The organism is Acinetobacter sp. 1125_18A (assembly GCF_052824985.1).
Map to the genome: position 1 here is coordinate 521,625 of NZ_VTDG01000001.1, position 21,729 is coordinate 543,353.

The 21,729-nt window shown below is 36.1% G+C and carries 20 protein-coding genes; 7 read left to right on the plus strand and 13 right to left on the minus strand.

The annotated features are described in order from the left end of the window. Positions 1 to 104 precede the first annotated feature (104 nt). On the plus strand, positions 105 to 776 hold the full coding sequence (locus FY049_RS02335; RefSeq protein WP_105713415.1) for a heavy metal response regulator transcription factor: 672 nt from the start codon (positions 105 to 107) through the stop codon (positions 774 to 776). Next, complete coding sequence (locus FY049_RS02340; protein ID WP_105713414.1) at positions 776 to 2,170, plus strand: heavy metal sensor histidine kinase; 1,395 nt, start codon at positions 776 to 778, stop codon at positions 2,168 to 2,170. Before FY049_RS02335 ends, FY049_RS02340 begins: the two co-directional genes overlap by 1 nt. A 210-nt stretch (positions 2,171 to 2,380) precedes the next feature. Here the strand turns inward: FY049_RS02340 and FY049_RS02345 are convergent, their stop codons facing one another. The 5 genes from FY049_RS02345 to FY049_RS02365 form a co-directional block, all read right to left on the minus strand. Further along, on the minus strand, positions 2,381 to 2,566 hold the full coding sequence (locus tag FY049_RS02345) for a zf-HC2 domain-containing protein (protein WP_105713413.1): 186 nt from the start codon (positions 2,564 to 2,566) through the stop codon (positions 2,381 to 2,383). Then, positions 2,560 to 3,180, minus strand: coding sequence for an RNA polymerase factor sigma-70 (locus tag FY049_RS02350; protein WP_105713412.1), 621 nt, complete (start codon positions 3,178 to 3,180; stop codon positions 2,560 to 2,562). The genes FY049_RS02345 and FY049_RS02350 overlap by 7 nt, the downstream gene beginning before the upstream one ends. Further along, positions 3,177 to 3,935, minus strand: coding sequence for an HvfC family RiPP maturation protein (locus tag FY049_RS02355; RefSeq protein WP_446083092.1), 759 nt, complete (start codon positions 3,933 to 3,935; stop codon positions 3,177 to 3,179). The genes FY049_RS02350 and FY049_RS02355 overlap by 4 nt, the downstream gene beginning before the upstream one ends. Beyond that, the gene (locus FY049_RS02360; protein ID WP_105713410.1) at positions 3,886 to 4,749 is read right to left on the minus strand and encodes an HvfB family MNIO-type RiPP peptide maturase; all 864 of its coding nucleotides are present in this window, start codon (positions 4,747 to 4,749) and stop codon (positions 3,886 to 3,888) included. The genes FY049_RS02355 and FY049_RS02360 overlap by 50 nt, the downstream gene beginning before the upstream one ends. 70 nt (positions 4,750 to 4,819) lie before the next feature. After that, complete coding sequence (locus FY049_RS02365; protein ID WP_096733471.1) at positions 4,820 to 5,128, minus strand: HvfA family oxazolone/thioamide-modified RiPP metallophore; 309 nt, start codon at positions 5,126 to 5,128, stop codon at positions 4,820 to 4,822. Between the two features lie 165 nt (positions 5,129 to 5,293). Between FY049_RS02365 and FY049_RS02370 the strand changes: the two genes are divergently transcribed. Together FY049_RS02370 and FY049_RS02375 are read left to right on the plus strand one after the other, a co-directional pair. Continuing rightward, positions 5,294 to 5,899 carry an HvfX family Cu-binding RiPP maturation protein gene (locus tag FY049_RS02370; RefSeq protein ID WP_151956890.1) on the plus strand — a complete coding sequence of 202 codons (606 nt, stop codon included), beginning with the start codon at positions 5,294 to 5,296 and terminating at the stop codon, positions 5,897 to 5,899. 744 nt (positions 5,900 to 6,643) lie between these two features. Next, positions 6,644 to 7,483 carry a metal-dependent hydrolase gene (locus FY049_RS02375; protein WP_151956889.1) on the plus strand — a complete coding sequence of 280 codons (840 nt, stop codon included), beginning with the start codon at positions 6,644 to 6,646 and terminating at the stop codon, positions 7,481 to 7,483. 365 nt (positions 7,484 to 7,848) lie between these two features. Here FY049_RS02375 and FY049_RS02380 read toward each other — a convergent pair whose 3' ends face one another. Next, positions 7,849 to 8,298, minus strand: coding sequence for a limonene-1,2-epoxide hydrolase family protein (locus tag FY049_RS02380; protein ID WP_105714806.1), 450 nt, complete (start codon positions 8,296 to 8,298; stop codon positions 7,849 to 7,851). 19 nt (positions 8,299 to 8,317) lie between these two features. Continuing rightward, positions 8,318 to 9,172: a metal-dependent hydrolase gene (locus FY049_RS02385; protein WP_209827627.1), complete on the minus strand. Its 855-nt coding sequence runs from the start codon at positions 9,170 to 9,172 to the stop codon at positions 8,318 to 8,320. A gap of 194 nt (positions 9,173 to 9,366) precedes the next feature. On the opposite strand from FY049_RS02385, the gene FY049_RS02390 reads away from it, so the two are divergent. The 3 genes from FY049_RS02390 to FY049_RS02400 all read left to right on the plus strand — a co-directional run bounded on the left by FY049_RS02390 (position 9,367) and on the right by FY049_RS02400 (position 14,054). After that, entirely contained in the window at positions 9,367 to 10,035 is a 669-nt protein-coding gene (locus FY049_RS02390; RefSeq protein WP_446083093.1) for a TetR/AcrR family transcriptional regulator, read from the plus strand. Between the two features lie 388 nt (positions 10,036 to 10,423). Further along, entirely contained in the window at positions 10,424 to 12,514 is a 2,091-nt protein-coding gene (locus FY049_RS02395) for a TonB-dependent siderophore receptor (protein ID WP_446083094.1), read from the plus strand. A 199-nt stretch (positions 12,515 to 12,713) separates the two neighbouring features. After that, on the plus strand, positions 12,714 to 14,054 hold the full coding sequence (locus FY049_RS02400; protein ID WP_151956885.1) for a PepSY-associated TM helix domain-containing protein: 1,341 nt from the start codon (positions 12,714 to 12,716) through the stop codon (positions 14,052 to 14,054). 707 nt (positions 14,055 to 14,761) lie between these two features. Here FY049_RS02400 and FY049_RS02405 read toward each other — a convergent pair. The 6 genes from FY049_RS02405 to FY049_RS02430 all read right to left on the minus strand — a co-directional run bounded on the left by FY049_RS02405 (position 14,762) and on the right by FY049_RS02430 (position 21,600). Further along, on the minus strand, positions 14,762 to 17,230 hold the full coding sequence (locus FY049_RS02405; RefSeq protein ID WP_335958956.1) for a S8 family peptidase: 2,469 nt from the start codon (positions 17,228 to 17,230) through the stop codon (positions 14,762 to 14,764). A gap of 3 nt (positions 17,231 to 17,233) precedes the next feature. Beyond that, positions 17,234 to 18,214 carry an AAA family ATPase gene (locus FY049_RS02410; protein ID WP_446083095.1) on the minus strand — a complete coding sequence of 327 codons (981 nt, stop codon included), beginning with the start codon at positions 18,212 to 18,214 and terminating at the stop codon, positions 17,234 to 17,236. Between the two features lie 183 nt (positions 18,215 to 18,397). Next, positions 18,398 to 18,760: a DUF2513 domain-containing protein gene (locus FY049_RS02415; protein WP_446083096.1), complete on the minus strand. Its 363-nt coding sequence runs from the start codon at positions 18,758 to 18,760 to the stop codon at positions 18,398 to 18,400. A gap of 466 nt (positions 18,761 to 19,226) precedes the next feature. Continuing rightward, complete coding sequence (locus FY049_RS02420; protein WP_151798671.1) at positions 19,227 to 19,457, minus strand: helix-turn-helix transcriptional regulator; 231 nt, start codon at positions 19,455 to 19,457, stop codon at positions 19,227 to 19,229. Between the two features lie 81 nt (positions 19,458 to 19,538). Continuing rightward, positions 19,539 to 20,468: a recombination directionality factor gene (locus tag FY049_RS02425; RefSeq protein WP_446083097.1), complete on the minus strand. Its 930-nt coding sequence runs from the start codon at positions 20,466 to 20,468 to the stop codon at positions 19,539 to 19,541. Between the two features lie 106 nt (positions 20,469 to 20,574). Then, on the minus strand, positions 20,575 to 21,600 hold the full coding sequence (locus tag FY049_RS02430) for a YqaJ viral recombinase family nuclease (protein ID WP_446083157.1): 1,026 nt from the start codon (positions 21,598 to 21,600) through the stop codon (positions 20,575 to 20,577). Between the last annotated feature and the right edge of the window lie 129 nt (positions 21,601 to 21,729).

Consider the following 21,729-nt stretch of genomic DNA (forward strand, 5'->3'; position numbering starts at 1 on the left):
TGATTGCCCTGAATTAAGTTTTAAAAATCTTATACAACTTGAATGATTTGAATGATGACAATTACATTACAGAGTTGTCATCATTCAAAATGAGTCTGAACAAAATGTGTATTCTAATTATCGAAGATGAAGTGAAGATCGCCTCATATCTGGTTAAAGGGTTAAATGAGTCTGGCTATGAGGCGCAATGTGCCCATTCAGGGCTAGAAGGCTTGGAAAAGTTAAAGATGCATGCATATAGTCTGGTTATATTAGATGTAATGTTGCCCGATATTGATGGCTGGACTGTCCTGAAAGTATTACGACAGTTTTCCAAGATTCCCGTTATTTTTCTTACCGCAAAAGATCAGGTGATCGATCGGGTCAAAGGTCTGGAACTGGGCGCCGATGATTATCTGGCTAAGCCTTTTTCTTATATTGAATTATTGGCCCGAATTAAGAGCCTGCTTAGACGCCAGCAGTATGTGCAGGAAAACCAATTAGAAATTGCCAATCTAAAATTGGATTTGATCAATCATAAAGTTTGGCGTAATAAGCAGTTAATCGAACTCAGCAAAAAAGAATTCAATTTATTGCACTTTATGCTGAGGCATCCAAATGAAATTATTACGCGTAGGCAAATTGCTTCCGAAGTGTGGCATATCAATTTTGATACTGATACGAATTTTATTGATGTCGCGGTGCGACGCTTACGCAATAAAATTGATGAGGCGCATGATATAAAATTAATTCATACAGTTCGCGGTTTAGGCTATAAAATTTCGGCAGAGAAGTAATGTTTAAATCCATTCGTTCGCTAGAACTACGAATAACGCTACTGGCTACAACTTGTGCTGCAATGGTCCTGTGTGCTGTAGCATTGATGACCTATCTAGGCATCAACCAGATTTTAATTTCGCAGCAAGATCGGGCTTTGGTTGACCGAATAGAACGTCTGGAAACTTTGCTGCAAGACAGTCGCAATATTGAACAGATTATCGCGCGTCCAAAGCTGTATCAAAACATGCTCGGAAATCAAGACAATCTGTTTTTATTGATTCACGGCGATCAGATTCTGATTAACATCAATCCTCTTGGCATTCCTCTGCCTAAATTTACCCTTCAGCCCCAAATCCAATTCCGTGATTTATCTGTTCATGCTTACCCCACCCGTATTGCATGGAAAACCATTCAAATTAATCGACAGCCCTATCTATTAATTGCGGGCAAGCAGTGGTCGGAAAGAAAAGACATTATCTCGCCTTTTCAAAAACATCTTTTTATCTACGTGGTTACTGGTATTCTGGCCATTTTCATTCTTTGTGCTATTACCAGCCGTCTGGGATTGAACTCATTAAGAACCCTGCGCGAACAAACCCATGCCATTAGTATTCACAAACTTGAACAGCGACTCAATCTGATTCATCCTCCTGGTGAGATTGAACAGCTCGCCTCCGATATCAATGCCATGCTCGACCGTATTGAAATAGGATATAGTCAGCTGAATCGTTTTTCCGAAGACATTGCGCATGAATTTAGAACTCCTTTGAATAATTTAATCGGCCAAACCGAAATTTTACTCATGAGTGAACGTAGTCCCGTACAGTATCAGGAAGTCATGATTTCCAACTTGGAGGACTATCAACGTTTAAAAAGAATGATTGACAGTATGTTATTTCTAGCCCGCGCAGATACACAAAAGGTTTGCTTAAACAAGCAGAAGATTCAGCTTCAATTATTTATAGAAAATATATTTAGCATTTTCGAGTATCAAGCCGAAGAACAACACTGCAATTTTGTTTTAGAGCTTGAAACAACTGAGTTAGTAGCAGATCCAGAACTGTTACAACAAGCGCTGTATAATCTGATCTCCAACGCACTGATTCATGGCGGCAATCATAGGACTATTTATGTGCATAGCCATCGAAAAACTATCAATAACATGTCTATGATTGCATTATCAGTAATCACAAGTGGTTTAGAAATCTCTCCAGAGCATTTGTCTCATATCTTTGAGCGATTTTATCAGTGCAATTCCAGCAGACAGAATACTCATCAAACCGGCGGTTTAGGCCTGTCGATTGTGGCCTCTATTATGACGCTTCATGAAGGAACTTATCATGCAGTAAATAGGGCAGAAGGTATAAGTTTTGAGGTAATTTTTCCTGAAGCGTATATAGAAAAGTTATAAATACCGACCTCTTCACAACATGAATTTGACTAGTAAATATACGGAATAATCACAAATAAAAATCGATATAAAATATTTTTCTTTAAAAAAATACAGATTAAATAAAACCAACATAATCAATTATATACAAAAAATCGAATTAATAGTCCTTTTACATTGCTCACATCAACTTGGCCTGAGGACTTTGTTTTTGGAAACAGCAGACACGAGCTACTTACCCTCATCAAAGTTTTTAAACTCTTTGGAAAGCTGACTGAGTGTTTTAACTTGTTTTCCATAGCGGCGGCATGAACGGCAAAGCAATAAATGAATTTGTAAATTACCCTGCTCTCGAAATTGAAGTGTTCGGTCTAATCTTTCAGATAATAACTGGGTGGCTTGGCGACAAGTTAACATGAGCAATCATCCTTCAATAACCATTTATTTTCTAAACATTCACGCAATCTTGTTCGACTTCTATACATGAGCACATTTAAATTAGTCACAGTAAGTCCTAACTTTTCACAAATTTCATCTGAACTGAGTTCAATCATTTCTCTAAGCATGAAAACTTGTGCATATTTGGCTGGTAAATGATTCAAACAGGCATCAAAAATAATCCAAAAATCTTGTTGTTCCAATATTTCTTCTGGGTTGGGCCATGCTTGAGGTGCTTCATATTTATTCCAATGTCCAGAAGCATCAAATAATGCATCTATACTTTGTTCACTGTCTTCGTCATTAAACAATTCACTCATCGTCATTAAACGAGATTTTTGCCGAATTAAATCAAAAATCTTGTTTTTTAAAATCGCAAAAACCCACGTTTTAAAAGCTGCTCGGCCAGTAAAAGAATCAATATATTGAAATGCGCTCATTAATGCTTCTTGAACAGCATCTTCAGCCTGCTGTAATGATGACAGTTGTAGAATTGCGAACTTCAGCATTTGTTGTCGTAATTCTATTACAAAGGCTGGATTTTGTAGTTGTTGTAATATTTCTTGATTCGCATTTGCAGGCTCTATGCTCATCCATTTTCCTCATCATTTGTATAGGGTAGATCTAACAATTTCAATCGAATTAATAGTACTTTTAACTCATCGATCTGGGTTTGTATCTGAACACTAGAAAAATCAGGAAACGTCGCTTTTATTAAACTTCTAATATCTTGTTCAACTAACTCTTGTTGATTGAGTTGTTCAATCACCACAGCGAATAAAACAGATAAGCTTTCTACGCAGATATTATCTTGATCATTTCGCCAAACCAATATGGCACTAGGCATAGGCTCAACTTCAGCAATGATCGTGCTTGATGACCATTGGTAGACAGGATATTGATAAACGAGCACCCAGACTTGAGTATTTAACTGCCATTCACTCTGCCGAGTAAGGCGTTTTTTTTCAATTTGAACTGTATCTAAATAGAGTTCAAGCCATTCAAACTGTAAGAGCTCAGCTAACCACGGATATTCTTGTAAACTGGGATGCTGACAGTCTGTCAAATACTCTCTAAATTGTAGAGAAATATCATTATAAAAAGGTGAATCACATTTCGCTTTTTGAAAAAATTCATTCAATAGCTTTTGCCACTGCAACTCGGGCAACATTACTCGAGCTATTGGATAAACCAAGTTAATAAAAGAACTAACATTATTAAAAAGTAAATCTCGATAAATCTGCATTCGTTCCGCAGGAAGAGCTTTTGGTAACTCAGATTGAGGAAAGCGAATCCAATTACAAAACTGCTGCTGTGTAGCTTGGAATGATATTTGCTCTGTTTTCATCACCGCCCTCCTGCTGCTGAATTGTTTTAATTCTCGTCATTTCATCTTGTAACTCTTGCCATGATGGAATATTAAAATCACGCTCAAGTAATGTTGGTTTTACACCACACACTTGATAAGTATATTGTAATAATTGCCAGACAGAATCGCATACTTCAGCACCATGCGTATCAATCAATAGATTTTGTTCAACTTGTTCATGCCCAGCAATATGTATATAACGAATCCGCTCTTTTGGCATTGCTCGAATAAAGGCATACCCATCACTGCCGTGGTTTATACTGTTTACATAGACGTTATTCACATCGAGTAATAACTCGCAGTCTGCTTGCTGAAGTACTTCAGATACAAAATCGGCCTCACTCATTTCAGCATTTGGCATCAAATAGGTTGAGACATTTTCGATCACCAGCCTTTTACCTAAAATATCTTGGACACGTAAAATACGTTCGGCTACATATTTAACTGCCGCCTCAGTCATTGGAATTGGCATCAAGTCGTATAAGTAGCCACGATCATGGGTATAACTTAAATGCTCGGAATAAATCGGGATATGATAATCTTCTAAAAACCCTTTAATTTTTTGAATAAACTCTAAATTGAGTGGATGTGGCCCACCAATGGATAAAGACAGCCCATGACAGATTAAAGGTGCTTTTTCCACACACCGAGCTAATAACTTTGCATGCCGACCACCAAAACCTATCCAATTTTCAGGCGCGATTTCAATAAAGTCTGGCACTTTTTTAGCACTTAGAAACTCATCAATAAAATCCCTTCTTAGCCCAAGCCCTACACCAGCCAAATTAACCATGGTGATACTCCAACTTTGGAAATGATGCCGTCTATGTGATTCACAGCGACATCATTCTTTAACTGATTGACTATTTACTACCACACTTACCATCAGCAACTTTTTTATCAGCACCACATTTCGCATCCGTTGCTTTCTTCGTTGCACCACATTTACCATCTGCTGCTTTTTTATCAGCACCACATTTTGCTTCTGCCGCTTTTTGTGATTTCGTCATTTTGTTCGATCCACACTTGGCTTCACCACATTTTGCATCACTGGCTTTCTTCGCATGGGTTTCTGTCGCATGCGTTGTTGGGGCTGCTGATACTTGAGTTACACCAGCAACAGATAAAGCTAGCAGTGCTGCGACTGATGTGATTGAGTTGAGTTTATTCATTGTTCTATTCCTTTAAGATAATTTACTTGCTTGTACTTAGGTACATATAGTTAGACGACCTAAACTACCATTTATTACAGTCCAAATTAAAAATTATGAATTATGTAAGAAACACAGTTACCAATCGACTAATTACTATTCAATCTTAATGGGTGTGAAATTTTCATGAATAACGCTATCTATGCTTTATCTGAAAAATACCAAAAATTTTGTAGTCTCATAAAACATGGTGACGGTATCGTAGCACTTACACTGAGACTTTATTTAGTCCCTATATTCTGGATGGCAGGTACAAACAAACTTGCGCATTTTCAACAAACAGTGGAATGGTTTGGTAATACCGATTGGGGCTTGGGTTTACCATTCCCGACATTGTTAGCTACGCTTGCGACTTCTGCTGAAATTTTAGGAGCTATTTTGTTAGCGCTAGGTTTATTAACCCGCCTAATCAGTATTCCACTCATTATCACCATGCTAGTTGCTATCGTTACAGTACATTTACCGAATGGATGGCAAGCAATTGCTGATCCCAATGCTCCATTTGCTAGCGCTCAGGTGATTGCTTCATCTGAAAAGTTAGAAAAGGCTCGTCAGATCTTAGAAATATATGGAAATTATGATTGGTTAACCTCAAGTGGATCATTTGTCATATTAAATAATGGTATTGAGTTTGCCGTAACCTACTTAGTCATGCTGTTAGCATTAATTGTGCTTGGCGGTGGACGTTATCTAAGTTTTGATTACTGGGTGAAGCATTTTTTCTTAAAATGAAATGAATGAGGGAATAAAGTTTATTCCCTCATATCATTCACCAGTAAATACTAAAGCAACTTGGATTACGCTTTAAACCAAAATCAGAAAGATACACTCACAGTCAAAGGTCTTTCGACGATGCCTTATCGCTCTTAAATAATGATATTAAGCATAACTGTTTACTAAATGGGTTTTTACAGCTTGCAAAACAAGCTGAATCTGCTTGTCATCAAACCAATTTACGAAATGCCTTTAAAATTATGTTCTTCAAATGAAACTGCTCCATAGCCATTGGTTACATCCAACCATAGTTCACCAATTTTACGTGCATGATTCGTAAGAGTGAAAGTTTGCCCAGCGTAAATACAGAATAACTAAACAAAGTATACGATTGAGTTGTCCAGTCGATATTCCAAAACTAAATTAACAATCGCATAAGTAAAAAGATGAGTAAGAAAAATCGTACTGTAATATGTAAAAGACTCTACATGTCTCAAGCCAATTTCAGAAAATGACAGTATTCATTAAAAGTCTCTAAAAAAATTTATGCAAAATATCACATCAAATATAAGGAATATATAAAAATATAACTAATACTGGAAATTATGACAATACTTATTGTCAAAAATATATTGACAAATGCATCCCTTATACTTTACAAAAGAACCCTATAGTACTTTTAAAAAATATTCATTATGTCCGATTTACGATATTAATAGTTCGTAAGGTACATCGTTTCCGTTTAATGGAGTAATATTTATCATGTCTACTACAATTAACGCTATACAAAAAGTTAAATCCTCTTTTCCTGTTCGGAATATTAAGTTTAATTTTGATCCTTCTACACGTTATTGGTTTGATAAAGATCCTCTTTATAGTCATTTTTTAAATACATTATCAGCAATAACAGCACAAGGAGAATTATTTTTAATAAGAATGCTTCGTACGCTTAGAGAACGTATTAACGATCCAGTATTACAAGCTGATATCAGCGCATTTATTGGTCAAGAAGCCATGCATGCTAAAGAACATACCGCATATCATCGTTACGCTGATCAAAATGGAATTGATATTGAAACTTTTGAGCAACAATTAATTCAAATATATACTCTACTAGATCGAACTATACCATTAATGGATCGTATGGCAATCGGCTGCGCAATTGAACATTGTAATGGAACATTTGGTGCAGAGTTATTACGTAATAATGTGTGGAATCAAAGGATGGTTGGTCCTCTACGTGACTTATGGCTTTGGCATGCAGTTGAAGAGAATGAACATAAAGCAGTGTTTTTTGATGCCTATCATGCTGCAGGTGGTGGATATACTAGACGAATTGTATGGATGGTACTTGGATGTAGTATTTTTGCAGGATTAATGACCTATGGAACAGCCCGTCTCTTAATCGCAGATAAGAAGTTTCTATCAAAAAAACACTTGCAATCTATCAGTCAAATTGCTCACCCGAAAACAGGGCTATTTAATATTATAGTCCTTAAAGAATTCTTCGATTATATTCGTCCATCATTTCATCCATTTGACTATGATACAAAACAATTAGAACAACGCTGGCAGAAAGAGTTAAGTCTTAAAGTTCAATAAAGGTAAATTTATGAAGAGTATTTCAAAAAAGAATGCTCTTCCATTCAAGAGAATTCTTTCAAATTCTAGTAATCCCAAAGCCTTATTAGGCAACCTTTTTGATTTTTTCAATAATTGTCCTTTACCCTTTAATAACGGTTTTAATTATTGCTGTATAAGGCGCTTTAAATGGAGTAATGGCTAAAACAAACACATCTATGAATTGATCTGTTACTCCTTTAAGTTTCTCATATTGAAACAATTTATATAGTAACGATACTATACATATTGATTTGACATCTTACATCGAAGGATGTAAGCAACTTTTTAACTTCAAGAAAAAGCAATCCCAAAAGTTATAAATTTCAAAAACATGTGTTAAAAATCTATATTTTGGGACGTAAACCAATTATTCCTATCCCGAAAACTCCTCTAAGCAGCCCTTTGCTCATATTCAACCAATCAAAATAATCACGCCATAAAATTATTTTTCCATTCTCAACTTTAAATGTGCCACATACCCAAAATCCAATATGCAGTGGTCCAATTTCTAGAATATCCGTACGCTCGGTGAGAACTATATTTCCTTTTGCAACGATTTGATGATTTTTAACTTGTAATTTTCTTGAGCTACTGAGCGCAATTTTGATTAAACTAGCAACCCTTTTACCACCTCTAAAAGTCGGTAAAGAAACATTTGTATAAAGCACATCTGAGTGAAGGAGTTCATTAATCACATTATGATCTTGTTCAACCAAAGCAGTCAGGAATCGTTCTACAACCTCTTCTGATTGTACTTGTATATTTGTTACATCAATATTTGATGTTGTTTTCATTTATGTATTTCCCTAAGATTTAAATTTTGAGATCCAAACGTTGCTGCCAAAGTTTTTCTAAAGCCTTGGTATCATGATCAAAAGGATGAAAATCAGGTCGATAATAATCAAGAAAGTCTTTAACGGTTTGTAAGGTTAATAATCCTCGATGGCCGACTCCTTCTTTGAGGAACTGCGCTATACCTTTCAGAGAAAGCATTCGATCTGCTTTAAGCAATCGTCGTGTGTTATTTGCAATTAAGAAAGTTAAAATACTGCCTGCGATGGTCATATAAAAAATACGTGATACATATCCCCCGCCTGAGGCGACATAAGCATCAAAGAATACTGCTTTATGTTCGTTTTCTTCAACTGCATGCCAAAGCCACAGTTCAGCAACTGGACCGACTAAACGATTATTCCAATCATCATTGCGTAAAAGTTCAGCCCCTAAGGTTGCAGTAATATGTTCAATCGCACACCCAATTGACATGATATGCATACTTGGCAATATTTTTTGCATTATGGCGTACAAGTCTTTAACTTCATTCTGTAATTTATCGATATTAATATGCTGTTCATCAGCGTAACGATTGAATGCCAGATGCTCTTTAGCATGCATGGCTTCTTGTCCGATAAAAGCACTGATTTCTGCTTGAAGTAGAGGATCATCAATTTTGTCCCGAATATTTCTCAAAGCTTCTATTAGCATCAATTCCCCCTGAGGAAAAATAGCAGACATTGCATTCATCAAATGGGTGAAATATGCATCATTATCAAACCAATAACGCTTTGAACTGGTGAAATCAAATCTTAAGCGTCTGACAGGAAATGAAGCTTTCAAACGATGTGCTGTGGAAGATTGATTAATCTTAATAGCTTCTAAGGTAGACATATTTTTTCCAATTTACAAAAGTACCAACTAGTTCTTTTGTAAATTGCTTTACATTATTAGTCAATCAACATTTTTCATCCAATTGAAACTTATATACTTATTTTCAATTGAAGATTCTTTAAACAAAACAATCTTGAGCAATAAACTGGTTAATGATAGCTTTGCTAAGATTAAAAATTTGTAGAAGATTTAGTGTGGAAAAACTTTCTGGTGCTTACGATACTAAAGCTGCTGGGTTACCCAGAGGCCGTACCAGCCTGTTAACCGAAGAAACACGTGAAAAGCAACGTCGACGTTTAGTTAAAGCAGCAATTAGTGTATTCGCTGAAAAGGGGTTTGCTGCCACAACGATTGCTGACATTGTTAAAACAGCACGAGTATCTAAACAGGCATTTTATGAAATATTTGAAAATAAAGAAGATTGTTTTCTTGCCGCTGATGATTTAGGTCGAAAAGCCTTGTATGAACAAGTGCTTACGGATATCAAAGCTCAGGGGAGCAACGGCGATCAATGGATCAGGTCTTCTCTACGTGCCTATTTACAACTGTGTGTTAGTGAACAGGACTTCACTAAGGCATGGGCAATTGAATTCCCTAAAGCTGGGAGTCGATGTTTAGAGCAACGCAATTTATTTTTTTCAGAATTAGGACAAAGACTTAAATTAATTCATTGTGCTATAAAGATCAAACAACCTGAATTGTGGGTAGCTGTTCCTGATTTATTTTATGACGCGGCGATTGGCGGAGCTTATGAAATTATTTTTCGTTATATCTGTCAAAATAAATTTGATGATCTGTTAAATATTGAAGATGATTTAGTTGATTTTATAAAATTCTCGATCGGTTATAAACAAAATATATAAATAATATCAAAATTATTGATACGATAAATCAATTGTAAAGTATGACTTGTAAAATTATATCATTATTACTTTCTATATTTTTGGTAAAAATTACGGCGAATATTACGGTGTAGAAGGCGTTTGGACGCTTTGGGCTATTGCTATCGTACTCAGTGAATTAGTCTATCCACTTATTGTTAAATTTTCTGAATTTAAACATAGAACCAAGCATATCACCTTACTTAAGTATTTTTAATTGAAAGTGAATTTTCGCTCTTTTTAAAATATGTAATTGGGAGTGCTTAGAACAAGTAAGCACCTCCAATCTTCTGAAATAATTGAGAAATAAAATGCAAAATCAAATTTATTGTAATAATATAACATTACACTTGGTTGATATTTACTTCCTATGCTTTCCAAATTTTATCTAATTTCTTCATGTTCATTACTCTCAAACTTAGTCTGGGCACAAACATCTGATCCAACGAGTTCTCTTCCCACAATTGTCATACAAGCGCAAGAAACAGATCAGAATGTCATAACAACATCTGCGTCAACAAAATTTACCCATGATGTACTTGATACCCCTTCCAGTCGCAGCTTTCTTTCTCAGGAAATTTTAAAACAGCAAGATATGCAACGTATAGATGATGCCTTAAACCAAGTAAGTGGTGTATTCAGTCAAACCAATTATGGTGGTGGCTTTTGGGATAACTTTTCATTCCGTGGATTTAGTACTGATCCCAATATCGGACCGCAAATTATTCGAAATGGATTAAGTGTGAATCGGGGTCTCAGTGCGTCTCGGGATATGGTCAATATTGAATCTTTAGAGTTTCTCAAAGGTCCAATGGCTGCACTATATGGACGAGGAGAAACAGGTGGTTTACTTAATATCAATACTAAAAAGCCGGCATGGGAATCATCTAGTGAAATTAATTTAAGAGCGAATAGCCTAGTAAAATATCGTGCTAGCTTTGAGCATACCGCTCCTATTAACGATCAATTAGCATATCGTTTTGCTATTGCACATGAAGATAATCAGAGTTTTCGGGACTATGTGAGTAATTCACGCTGGTTTTTTTCTCCGCAGTTAAGCTGGAAGTTATCTGATCGAACTCAATTGGACTTAGACACAGAATTCACTCGTGTAGAAGGATTATTTGATCGTGGTATTAGTGCTTATCAGCAGAAAATTGTAATGAATCCAAAAACCTATACAGGTGAACCAAGCGATGGAGATCATTTACAAACTGATAATTTTTATCAAATTCGGCTCACGCATCAGTTAAATGATGATTGGAAGGTCAAAAGTGCTGTGAGTGTGAAAGATAGTTTGTTAAAAGGCTTTTCAAGTGAACCTCGTCGTATACAAAGCGATGGTCGTACTTTAGAGCGGCAGCGACGTTATCGGGATAATAAAAGTGATGATGTGTTATTCCAAACAGAAATGTTAGGCACGATACAGCAAGGCTGGGCAAAACATGAAATATTGTTGAGTGCAGAAACAGGACAAATGAAATATCGCCAATTGCAGCTACGCCGTAATCACAGTTCAGATATACCCAATACCATTGGTATTTACCAACCTACCTATGGAAAATATTTACCAGACCTTCCTCTATTTATTGATACTGAGGATCGACAAAAATACTTCGCCTTCAATGTTCAAGATCAGGTTTTTTTAAATGACCAATGGAGTGTTTTACTCGGTCTACGCTTTGATCATGTCACACAAGAATTTGTGAATAAGATTGCCACGACCTCAAATCAAAAAGACTTACAACAAACCAGTCCGCGTTTTGGTTTGAACTATCGTTTGAGTGATGCATGGTCTCTCTATGCCAATTATGGCCAATCATTTGCAATTAATAGCGGAATGGATCGCAATAATCAAACCTTCGACCCAGAAAAAGGTAAAAGTTATGAGATCGGCAGTAAATACCAACTTAACCCACAAAGTCTGATCAGTGTTGCATTATTTAAAATGGATAAGAAAAATGTGCTCACAACAGACCCAATAGATAACAACTTCCAGATAACCGCGGGAGAAGTCTCTAGCCAAGGGATAGAGCTAGATGTCGAAACACAACTGAATAACCAGTTATCGCTCCGCGCCAACTATAGTTACACAGATGCTCAAATTGAGGAGGATCAAACGCTTGCTAAAGGTTCCCGCTTAAGCAACGTTCCCAAACATAGCGGTTCAATCAGTACAAACTATGAATGGACGTTATCAAACAACTCAAATGTAGGCGTTGGGGCAACAGCTGTTTATGTTGGGAAACGTAGCGGTCATAGCACCGATAACGGATTCAATCTTCCTGAATATACATTAATTAATTTAAATGCTTACTATGCGCCAAGAGAGCAAATACGTTATCAGTTCAACCTGAATAATCTTTTGGACAAAACCTATTACACGGCGAGTTATAGTGAGATGTGGATACAACCAGGTGAACCATTGAATGCATCATTGGCAGTGCAATGGAAATTTTAAACTTGTTTGAATGAATGCGTTAAGGCTAGCTAAGCTGATATAGCCTTAACCATTAAACTTATGAAAGTGTAAACATATTGTCAGCATCGAATATAACCGCCAACCTTATAATACGCATTAACATTACCCTGTCGTGCTATATGGTCTAAACAGTTATAATTCCATCCCCCCAATAGCTCATCATTAACTTCTGATTGCCATGCCCCAACAACCCTCTTATTGGCAAAATCTATTCCGCTTAGTCCATATTTATGCAGGAATATTTGTTGCGCCATTTATTTTTATTGCTGCATTTACTGGCTTCCTGTATGTCAGCAGTCCGCAATTAGAGCAATATCTTTATAAGGAGCAGTTGTATATACACAGTGAAAATCGCCCTCAACAACAACTGAGTTTGCAAGTTCTTGCAGCTCAGTCAAAGATGGCAGAATCAGCAAGAATTACTGAGGTACGTCCAGCACCTGCATCGGATCAAACCACTCGGGTTATTTATTCAGATCCAGAAAATAAACTGAATAACCAAGCAGTTTTTGTGAATCCGTATACTTTAGAGGTTATGGGGCAATTACCTGTTTATGGTACGAGCGGTGTACTCCCCTTAAGAACGCTAATCGATCAACTCCACAGCAATTTACTTCTGGGTGACGTTGGAAGATTCTATAGTGAGCTTGCCGCAAGTTGGTTAGCAATTCTCAGTCTGTCAGGGTTTTATCATTGGTATATACGTAGAAAACATTTTAATCAGAGCAAGACTGTCCGAAATAAAGTTTTAAAATGGCATAGCTGGATTGGAATTATTTTATTTCCACTCTTGCTGATTGTTGCGATCACAGGTTTAACATGGTCTAAATGGACTGGAGAAAATATCCGTATACTTCGCCAAGCCTTGAGTTGGCAGACACCAGTGCTCGTCAGCTCTCTTTCGGGTACGCATTTGATTGATAGACATGTACATCATCATACCGATACGGGTCAAATGAATCATCAGCCGCTCATAAAAGCAGAAAATTTTGATCAAGTGCTACAGGTTGCTAAACAAAATGGTATTCATAGTTCTGAACTTCAAATAAAGCCACCTACAAGGATAAATACAGCATGGACCGTGTCAGAAATACGTCGTCGCTGGCCTACAGAAGCAGATAGTATCGCGATTGATCTGCAAAGTAATAAAGTTATTGATCATTTAAAATTTGAAGATTTTCCACTAGCAGCCAAACTAACCCGTTGGGGAGTGGATGCGCATATTGGTATTTTATTTGGTTGGATCAATCAACTCATCTTAATGATCTATTCGCTTGCTCTATGCTTTATGATTCTTTTGGCTTTATGGCTGTGGAGCCGTACATTTAATTTAAAGCAGACAATCTACAATTTCGTAAAGCAGAGCTTACAACTTTGGAGAATCGGCAACATAAAACAGAGATTTTTTCTTCTTCTGTCGCTGCTCATTTTTCTAATTTGTTTGCCAACCTTCGCAATCAGCATAGCCGTGGCTATTACTTTCATAATGCTTAAACAGTATCAATCCAGATTATTATAATTAGTTAGCTAGGCACTAAAAACTGTGCTTAGCTACTCTTCAAATGGCCAACGTTCTCCATTAGATTATGAAAAGACCCATCAAAAGATGGTTAAATGTGTCTAGAATTTTGGTGGCTATTCAGTATTACGTAATCTAAAGCTTCCTGATAAACCCCTACGGCCTTACTTTGCTCATCAATTTGCTTTTGGCCGTAAGTGATCGCATCATTAAAGTTTTTTCAATCATGTAAGGTTTAGTCCACTTTTAGATCTGGGTATGAGAGATAAAGCTCTTTCATTTAGATATTTCATCTAAATTAGTAACAATCCTACGATTTAATTAAACGTTTTTTTATTTCAGATTGAATGATCTCTGGTAAAATCTTGGTGGAGGTGGCGTCAGTTGAACTAAGTCACTATCTTATTGTTTTATATTAATTCTAATTAAAAAAAACACATCAAATTTACCCCATTTCACCCCTCTCCTTTTTGAACATTCCCAGTTAGACTAAACTTTACTCAACAACATTAAAGATAGAGAAAAATAAAATTCAGCCAATAAAATCTTGGATTAAAATTTAAAATATTTTTAAAAATACAGCTTAAAAAACAAAAAGATAATGAAGATTTAAGAACTCATAACTTTTAGAAAAAATATATAAATTTTAATCACATTCATTTTTTTAAGTAATGATACAGAGTTTTTACTCTGTATCATTAAATCACTTATGCTTCGATTGAAACTAGAGTTGATGATTGTTGTTCTACAGCGATAAGATTTTGTATACCATTATATATATCAATATCAGAATCAGCTTCTACACTTATTATTAAACTATATCTCACCTTATAATCTTCTCGTGCAAACTTAGAATTCTTCCACCAACCATAAATTGGAAAAACTACAATAGTATCCATGGAAACAAGATCTGCAATAGTCCCTTCCCATGAATCAGAATGAACTGAACCAAGTCTACGGAAATCATCTTTAAATAGCCACCCATCATAAGAGTTCTGTGAACCTGTATAATTTTCATCGACAGCTAAGCTATTGATCGTTGCTAAAAAATTTTCTTCGCTTTGTGAAGGACTTTTCACATTAAATCCTAAACCAAATGATCTATAGGCATATTTAGTAGCATATTTATTACTCGTTGGATTAGGCTCAACGAAATATGAGAGAGTAACTTTCAGGCGTCCTATTGAGTTTGGATTGTCTGCTACGGCACTCAGGATCAACTCTTTTGGTATAGGTACTTTATGATGATGTAACTCATCAAATCTAATTTCTCCACCATTCTCGACTTTAAGTATATTAATTTCGCGCTCAACAATTATAGTGGCTGAATTATTTTGGCTATTTAATGCTTTTTGTAAATAAGGAATGCCATAACCAAATGTTCGTAAAGCTACCATAACACTAGTTCTTTCAGCATAATCCTTCATTTTATCATTCCATTCCGCTGAATGAATTAATAATCCTCTCAACGTTTCAGGCCAATAATTTGAATATTTTTGTGTCACTTCTGCAAGAAATTTACTTGCTAACGCTGTAGCAGCACTTGTATCTTTATGTACAGTCAGATCATTTCTAGTTCCAGAAGTCGTTAATAATAAAAGATCTTCCGGATAATCAAAATCCGTCCCGCAAGGTGAGATAGCATAATTTCCCCCCTCAAATACTACCTCTGGTTTAATTGGACTATTTTTCCCCCAAATCCATCGTACTGAACTAGAAGTTGCTGGACTGACTTCACCAATATCACTAAACAGCCTCCAACCTGCATAAGTAGCATTTCTTAAAGTATAATGTTCAGTGTATGCCCCAACAGTAATAGCATTCCATGCTTGAGCGGGATCTTGTATTTTACTTAAATTTGCATTATCCCATGCATCTAAACTTGAGGAAATTTCAGGGTTATTCCCAGCAGAAATTACAAATAATCTTTTTGAATCTTCATATATAAAATTATCTATCGAAGCAGACCATGAAGAAGGTTTACCTTCTGAGGGCTCTGCGGTGACTGCTAGGCTGTATATTCTTTTTGCATGAGGCTGCCTAATCTCTAAATCTAAGCATACACTCTTAGTTACATACCCATATAGTAATGGATCATTACTACCACGTTCTGGCAATATTCTTCCAGACTCCAATGAATAATTAATAGTTATAAGATCCGTATTTTCTAAACAATTCACTAAATTTCCATATACAGCTAGACCAGCTTGTAATGAACCATGGTGATGATGATTGCCTAAAGTAGAATATAATGGCCACTCACCTACAATATTATCACCATATGAAGAACTATTTCTTTCAGAAATAAAAGGCCGTAATAGCTTATGATTGAAATTAATGCCAGTATCGAGGATTGTGATTCTAATATCATGTGAATTTGAACCAGATACTCGAGACTCCAAATCATCAATCCAATCATCATGTTCAGTTGTTTCTAAATCTAGAAAGTTGCCTACTGTAGTTGTCGGGTACTTTACCTCTAATAAGTTTGAGATTAAGAAAAGTGACTTCTCTAAACTTTGAATAGATACTTTTACTAAAATAATGCTGGTATTTGGTAAATCAATTTTCTGACCTTTAAACTCTGCATTAGTTGCCCTACAGAAACTAGCTATTGTTTCATCATCGACTCGATCATTCTCAAGCCATAATTCGAACCACATAGGTTCAACAATATTATTTGGAAAATCTCTTTTATCTGTCCAAAATGATTTCAAACTAGCTAAACGTATATGATCAATTGAGTTTATTAAATTATAGTTCTTAGGCTTTTCATCATCTGCTGTTTCAATATATTTTTGAATTTTTGTTAAAAATTTTTGTCTTTGTTCCATTGGAATAAAAACAGTTGCCATTAGATTTTCATCATTTTCAGACTCACGAATATTTCTGAAGTGAATTTGAGTATTATCTAAAGACTCAATTGGAAATGGTGAGTCCTTAACTCCAAATATTTCTAAATAAATTCCATTATCTTGGTTTATTATTGGTCTCAAAGCAGAATTACGTTGTGCTTCACTGAAATTTTGGAAAGCTACACTTATACTTTCTAAAAGAAATCTACCATGGGTGGGATGATTTCGAATACGAGTCTCTCGTCCTCCACCTCCTCTATTTTTTGACTTATATGATTGATTTGTAGTGAAATGTTCCAAATAAATATGATCTAAGCTCATTAATTATTCCATTTTATTTTCTTTACGCCGCCTTAATGAATTACAAATATATTCAGTGGTAATGATTCCCTGATTATTAAAAATTGCATCTTTAGCGCCGTCATCAAATGCTTTTTCAATGTCCCCCAAACTTAAATCCGAAGTAAAATCCGTTATTTTTTTCCAGTCAAGTTGAGTATCTGGAAATATTGAGATTCTATTTTCTAAATAACTTTTCACTTCATCAAAAGTTGGTAATTCAAAAGATATTATATCATCAAATCGTCTATTTAGTGCACTATCTAAAAGTTGTGGGTGGTTTGTAGCGGCAATAACTATACTTTCAGATTGAAGTTGTTCTAGTAAGATTAAAAATGAGTTTAATATTCTACGACTTTCACCTACATCATTTTTTGCAGTTCTATTAGAACCGATTGCATCAAACTCATCGAATAGATAAACGCCTTGATTATTATTTATGAAGCTAAAAATAGTTTTGAGATGTGTAGCCGTATCTCCCATATATTTTGAAATCACAGACTCCAATACAATTTTATATAAAGGCAATCTCAACTCGGAAGCTAAAACAGATGCAGATAATGTTTTCCCTGTACCAGGTGGCCCAACAAACAATAATTTTTTCCTAGGGGACAGTTCATATTTTTTTAAATTATCTTTTTGTCTATGTTCTTTGATGATCAAATTCAACCTAGTCTTAGTTTGATTATTGAGAAAGAGTTCACTCATACGATGATGAGGTAAATATAATTCAATAAGACCTTGTAAATCTTTATCTGTAGATGTCCCCTGCTCATAGCGATTTGTATGAACTTTTTTCTTGAATTGATACTTCTTTACTTTATCAGATAAATCCTGAGCTATTTTATTATGTCCTGCTCTTGCTTCCTTTGCAGCCATTTGCAGAACTGTCGTGTAAAAACGATGGTCATCATTTTCTGCATGACTTTCGACTAATGCAAGCACTTGCGAAGCTGAGATAGCCATGCTTATTTCCTCCAATTGGTATATACAAAATTTTGCGAACTATTTTATCTATTTATTCTACTATTTTTCTAAACCCTAAAGAATACACTATATTTAAGCTATTGTTATTTATATAAATTTATATAAACAAGCATGCATTCCCGACATAAATCATGTTTATTTTTTGCGCATCAAAATATTACCCTAGGTCAACAAACTGGTCAAAGCCAAGCCTAGCATAACTTTAATTGACTCAAAAGTTATATCAACTCCTTTCTCTTTAGAAATTTGTTTAATCCTATTCCAAACATTCTCATCTCTAAGCGTGTCTAATAACTCATGCCCGTCCCAAGTAAGCTTTAAGTTGAATAAAGCTAATTCGCCATCAAGATATACATCACGTCCACCCGTAAAAAAACCTTTAGCAAGTAACAAGTCCGCCATTTCTAATTTTATTATTTCATGTGAATCATCAAGCCCCTTCGAGTCAAGATTATAACTATCTGAATGAGTTAAAGCTTCTATATCTATAAGCAAATTACGAATTACGTCCCAATCTCTTTTCATAAATTTTTAATTCCTTTGATTTATTACTCAACAATACCATTAAGTTTAAAAATAATATCTTCCTTAGCATGAGTTAGCGACATTTGATGTCGCTTTAATCATACTTATAAATTTGCTCAAAAGATTCAATACTCTCAATTTAATTAAACTGGGTACTACAAGTCTTTTTAATATCATTTACATGCTTCAGAATAGGAGCTTGTTAATCTTACTCTGTTTTCGCCTCATTGAACTTCTCAATAATTTCCAAATTCTCTTCTACACCTGTCACAAAGCTAGCATTTGCTGAGTCCTGTTATGATACTCATTTAAAGTATTTTGATAAAATCCTACTGTTCATACATGCCTGATGATTGTACGAGGCATAGCACTGTATAAATATATTTTTTCGTTTATATAATTGAACACCAGTGTATATTTTTATCAAAAAAATAAATTCAATTAAAAAATAGGGAGCATCTGCTCCCTATTCACGGCTAGCTAACTTAGCTTCAATCCATTGATTAATTTCCCAAGCTGACCAACCGATACGGTTCTGAGTGATTTTCACTTTCTTTGGAAATGTTGGATCATAATACGGTGAAAACTCATCCATCATTTCATAAATCGTTGAACGACCAACACCTGTAAATAAGACAACTTGCTTAATGTTAATAATTTGATTCATTTGAAAAGTTTGACCTGTGAACGCATTCATGATGTTTACTCCTGATCATTGATGCGAGCGCTACTGCTCAAATAACCCCTAGGTCTGTAATTTTTTAATCTTTGAGCTCATTCAGTTCACCGCCCTCACACTTCCCTGCAATCCCTGCTGAATATCTTGCACAAAACCCTCTCCCTGATTAGATTTAAGGCGAACTTTTGTTTTCGAATCAGGCTGTACTGTCATCGCTTCAGAACTTTCATCTGTATAAAACTCTTCCACTAAATCCAAGCCCTCCTCAGAATTCACCTCAAATCGTGCATTACTATAACCCTGTCGTGCCATTTGATCTAAAGCAGTTTGATTAAATCCAGCTGCTTTACTTTGTTGGTCAATCTCTGTAGCCATTTGAATGGCTTGTTGAAGATTGACACAATCTCTTAAAGTTAAATCGACGTAATACACTGGTGTTCGATAACTTTGTGTAGTGGACTTGCCTCTTAGGGTCAGTTGCAGTGGTAGGCATGACAACAAGCCATTCGATGCTGCATGGTAATAGCTCAATCTCGCTGCCAAAGTCCTAATACTATTAAAGCCTGTGGTTCTAAAAATGAATGTACCGAGTTCATCCGATTCATCTAAATTGACATGCAAACGGCCAAAAGGTTTACAGTTACCGCCTTGTGCCAACGGGCATAAATCAGGGGATGGACATGGGTGTTGCTCAATGCCTTGGCTAGTTTGCCTTTGACAGGTTTCACCATTCCCCACACAAACAGGTCGCCCTGTTTGACGGTCAAATAAGCTGTACTCCGCCCTTAAATTGAGTTCAGGATCATTGAAGATCATACGTACTGGGATTGAACGGAGTTTTTGATTAGGGGCTTTGGCTCGAAGCTGTTCATCCAAAGGATGTTTCACCCATCCATCCTTGCCTTGGATTTGGCTAGTAATGGTAAATTGGTCATCTCGTTCAGGGAGCCGCTTTCCATTCTTTTCAATGACTTTACCGATACTGATTCTGCCAAGTATGGGTGGTGTGATGGCTAAACCTTTAATCATAGTGGTTTCCTCTTTCCTATAAAATTGAATTGGCATAAAAAATCCCACACGCTCAGGTATGGGATGTTTAGCTGGAGTCTTCTGTTTTGCTTAGGCTAATTGCCTTTCAATCATCATCTGTATAGATGTTGAAACGCCGTGAACCCTGCTTGCTTTGTGGAAATTGACTGAGATACTCAGGGTATTGTTTCAGTAAAGCCTTACTGTCTAAGCTGATTGAGCCTTTAGACTTTTTCCACGTCACTGAACCCTTAGTGAATGTCGCTCGCTCAGCCTGTTGCATCCTGGCTTGGAGTTGATGTTTGAGTAGGTCAAATTGCTCCTGATGCTTTTCAATCTGATAACGTGCCTGAATCAATTGTTCAAATTGTTGATTGGCTTGCGTATCTTCGGATAAATACGTAGTACTGAGTGGTACGTGTTCTGGATAAAGTAGCTGTAAGGCTTTGGCTGCCGATTCGCTGGCGTCTGCATCAGGTGGTGTGTCTTTTTCAACGCACTGCCAAAAGTGTCGTTCAGCGTTGATAATGTGTTGGATCACTGACTCTGAACGAGTTACTTTAAAAATACGGGTTTCATGCCCACAGATCAGCACACAGATATGTGCTGCTTTCTTACCTGTCACCGCCAGTTGATGTTGTACCTGACACAGTACGTATAAAGGCACACCATCTCGCCACAGTTTGGCACCATATTCCCCTGCGGTTTTACATTCTAGAATTTGTACATCGGCATCACCCACCACAGAATAATCCAAGTTGGCTAACATAAAGTGTTTATCAGCTTCAGGGTGTTGTAGCACTGCATTGACTCTACGGACTTTGTAGTTGGTGTGCATGCTGTAGTATTCAGCGACTAAAGGTTCAAGGCGTTTGCCCCAGTACAAAGGTGCATGTCCTTCACTTTCATCTTCAATGGATTGTTGAATTCGTCCTGTCTTGATCATCCATAATTCAAGCATCGACATATAAGGATTGAGTCCACAAGCTGCGGCACAATCACTACTGCCTATACCTTGTCGACGTACTTCTAACCATTCGGCTTGGCTCATGCTTTTGGTATTGACTAAACGTTTAGCGCTGAAAAAACGTGGTGCAATAAAGGGTTGGCTTTTGATTGCTGTGTTGATCATCACAGCATTGGATGAGTTGGTAATATTTAAGTGACTATTCATTGTTTAATTCCTGTATTTTTTAAATTTCGGGCATAAAAAAGCCACATCCGAAGATGTGGCTGTGGGGTATGTTTTTTAGGTTACGTT

Bases quoted from the DNA above. Each gene is read 5' to 3' on its own strand.
- FY049_RS02360 (WP_105713410.1), bottom strand. From the start codon at position 4,749: ATGGTTAATTTGGCTGGTGTAGGGCTTGGGCTAAGAAGGGATTTTATT.
- FY049_RS02410 (WP_446083095.1), bottom strand. From the start codon at position 18,214: ATGGCTATCTCAGCTTCGCAAGTGCTTGCATTAGTCGAAAGTCATGCA.
- FY049_RS02385 (WP_209827627.1), bottom strand. From the start codon at position 9,172: ATGTCTACCTTAGAAGCTATTAAGATTAATCAATCTTCCACAGCACAT.
- FY049_RS02425 (WP_446083097.1), bottom strand. From the start codon at position 20,468: ATGATTAAAGGTTTAGCCATCACACCACCCATACTTGGCAGAATCAGT.
- FY049_RS02400 (WP_151956885.1), top strand. From the start codon at position 12,714: ATGCCCCAACAACCCTCTTATTGGCAAAATCTATTCCGCTTAGTCCAT.
- FY049_RS02355 (WP_446083092.1), bottom strand. From the start codon at position 3,935: ATGAAAACAGAGCAAATATCATTCCAAGCTACACAGCAGCAGTTTTGT.
- FY049_RS02420 (WP_151798671.1), bottom strand. From the start codon at position 19,457: ATGAATGCGTTCACAGGTCAAACTTTTCAAATGAATCAAATTATTAAC.
- FY049_RS02430 (WP_446083157.1), bottom strand. From the start codon at position 21,600: ATGATCAACACAGCAATCAAAAGCCAACCCTTTATTGCACCACGTTTT.
- FY049_RS02375 (WP_151956889.1), top strand. From the start codon at position 6,644: ATGTCTACTACAATTAACGCTATACAAAAAGTTAAATCCTCTTTTCCT.
- FY049_RS02340 (WP_105713414.1), top strand. From the start codon at position 776: ATGTTTAAATCCATTCGTTCGCTAGAACTACGAATAACGCTACTGGCT.
- FY049_RS02345 (WP_105713413.1), bottom strand. From the start codon at position 2,566: ATGTTAACTTGTCGCCAAGCCACCCAGTTATTATCTGAAAGATTAGAC.
- FY049_RS02380 (WP_105714806.1), bottom strand. From the start codon at position 8,298: ATGAAAACAACATCAAATATTGATGTAACAAATATACAAGTACAATCA.
- FY049_RS02415 (WP_446083096.1), bottom strand. From the start codon at position 18,760: ATGAAAAGAGATTGGGACGTAATTCGTAATTTGCTTATAGATATAGAA.
- FY049_RS02350 (WP_105713412.1), bottom strand. From the start codon at position 3,180: ATGAGCATAGAGCCTGCAAATGCGAATCAAGAAATATTACAACAACTA.
- FY049_RS02370 (WP_151956890.1), top strand. From the start codon at position 5,294: ATGAATAACGCTATCTATGCTTTATCTGAAAAATACCAAAAATTTTGT.
- FY049_RS02405 (WP_335958956.1), bottom strand. From the start codon at position 17,230: ATGAGCTTAGATCATATTTATTTGGAACATTTCACTACAAATCAATCA.
- FY049_RS02395 (WP_446083094.1), top strand. From the start codon at position 10,424: ATGCTTTCCAAATTTTATCTAATTTCTTCATGTTCATTACTCTCAAAC.
- FY049_RS02335 (WP_105713415.1), top strand. From the start codon at position 105: ATGTGTATTCTAATTATCGAAGATGAAGTGAAGATCGCCTCATATCTG.
- FY049_RS02365 (WP_096733471.1), bottom strand. From the start codon at position 5,128: ATGAATAAACTCAACTCAATCACATCAGTCGCAGCACTGCTAGCTTTA.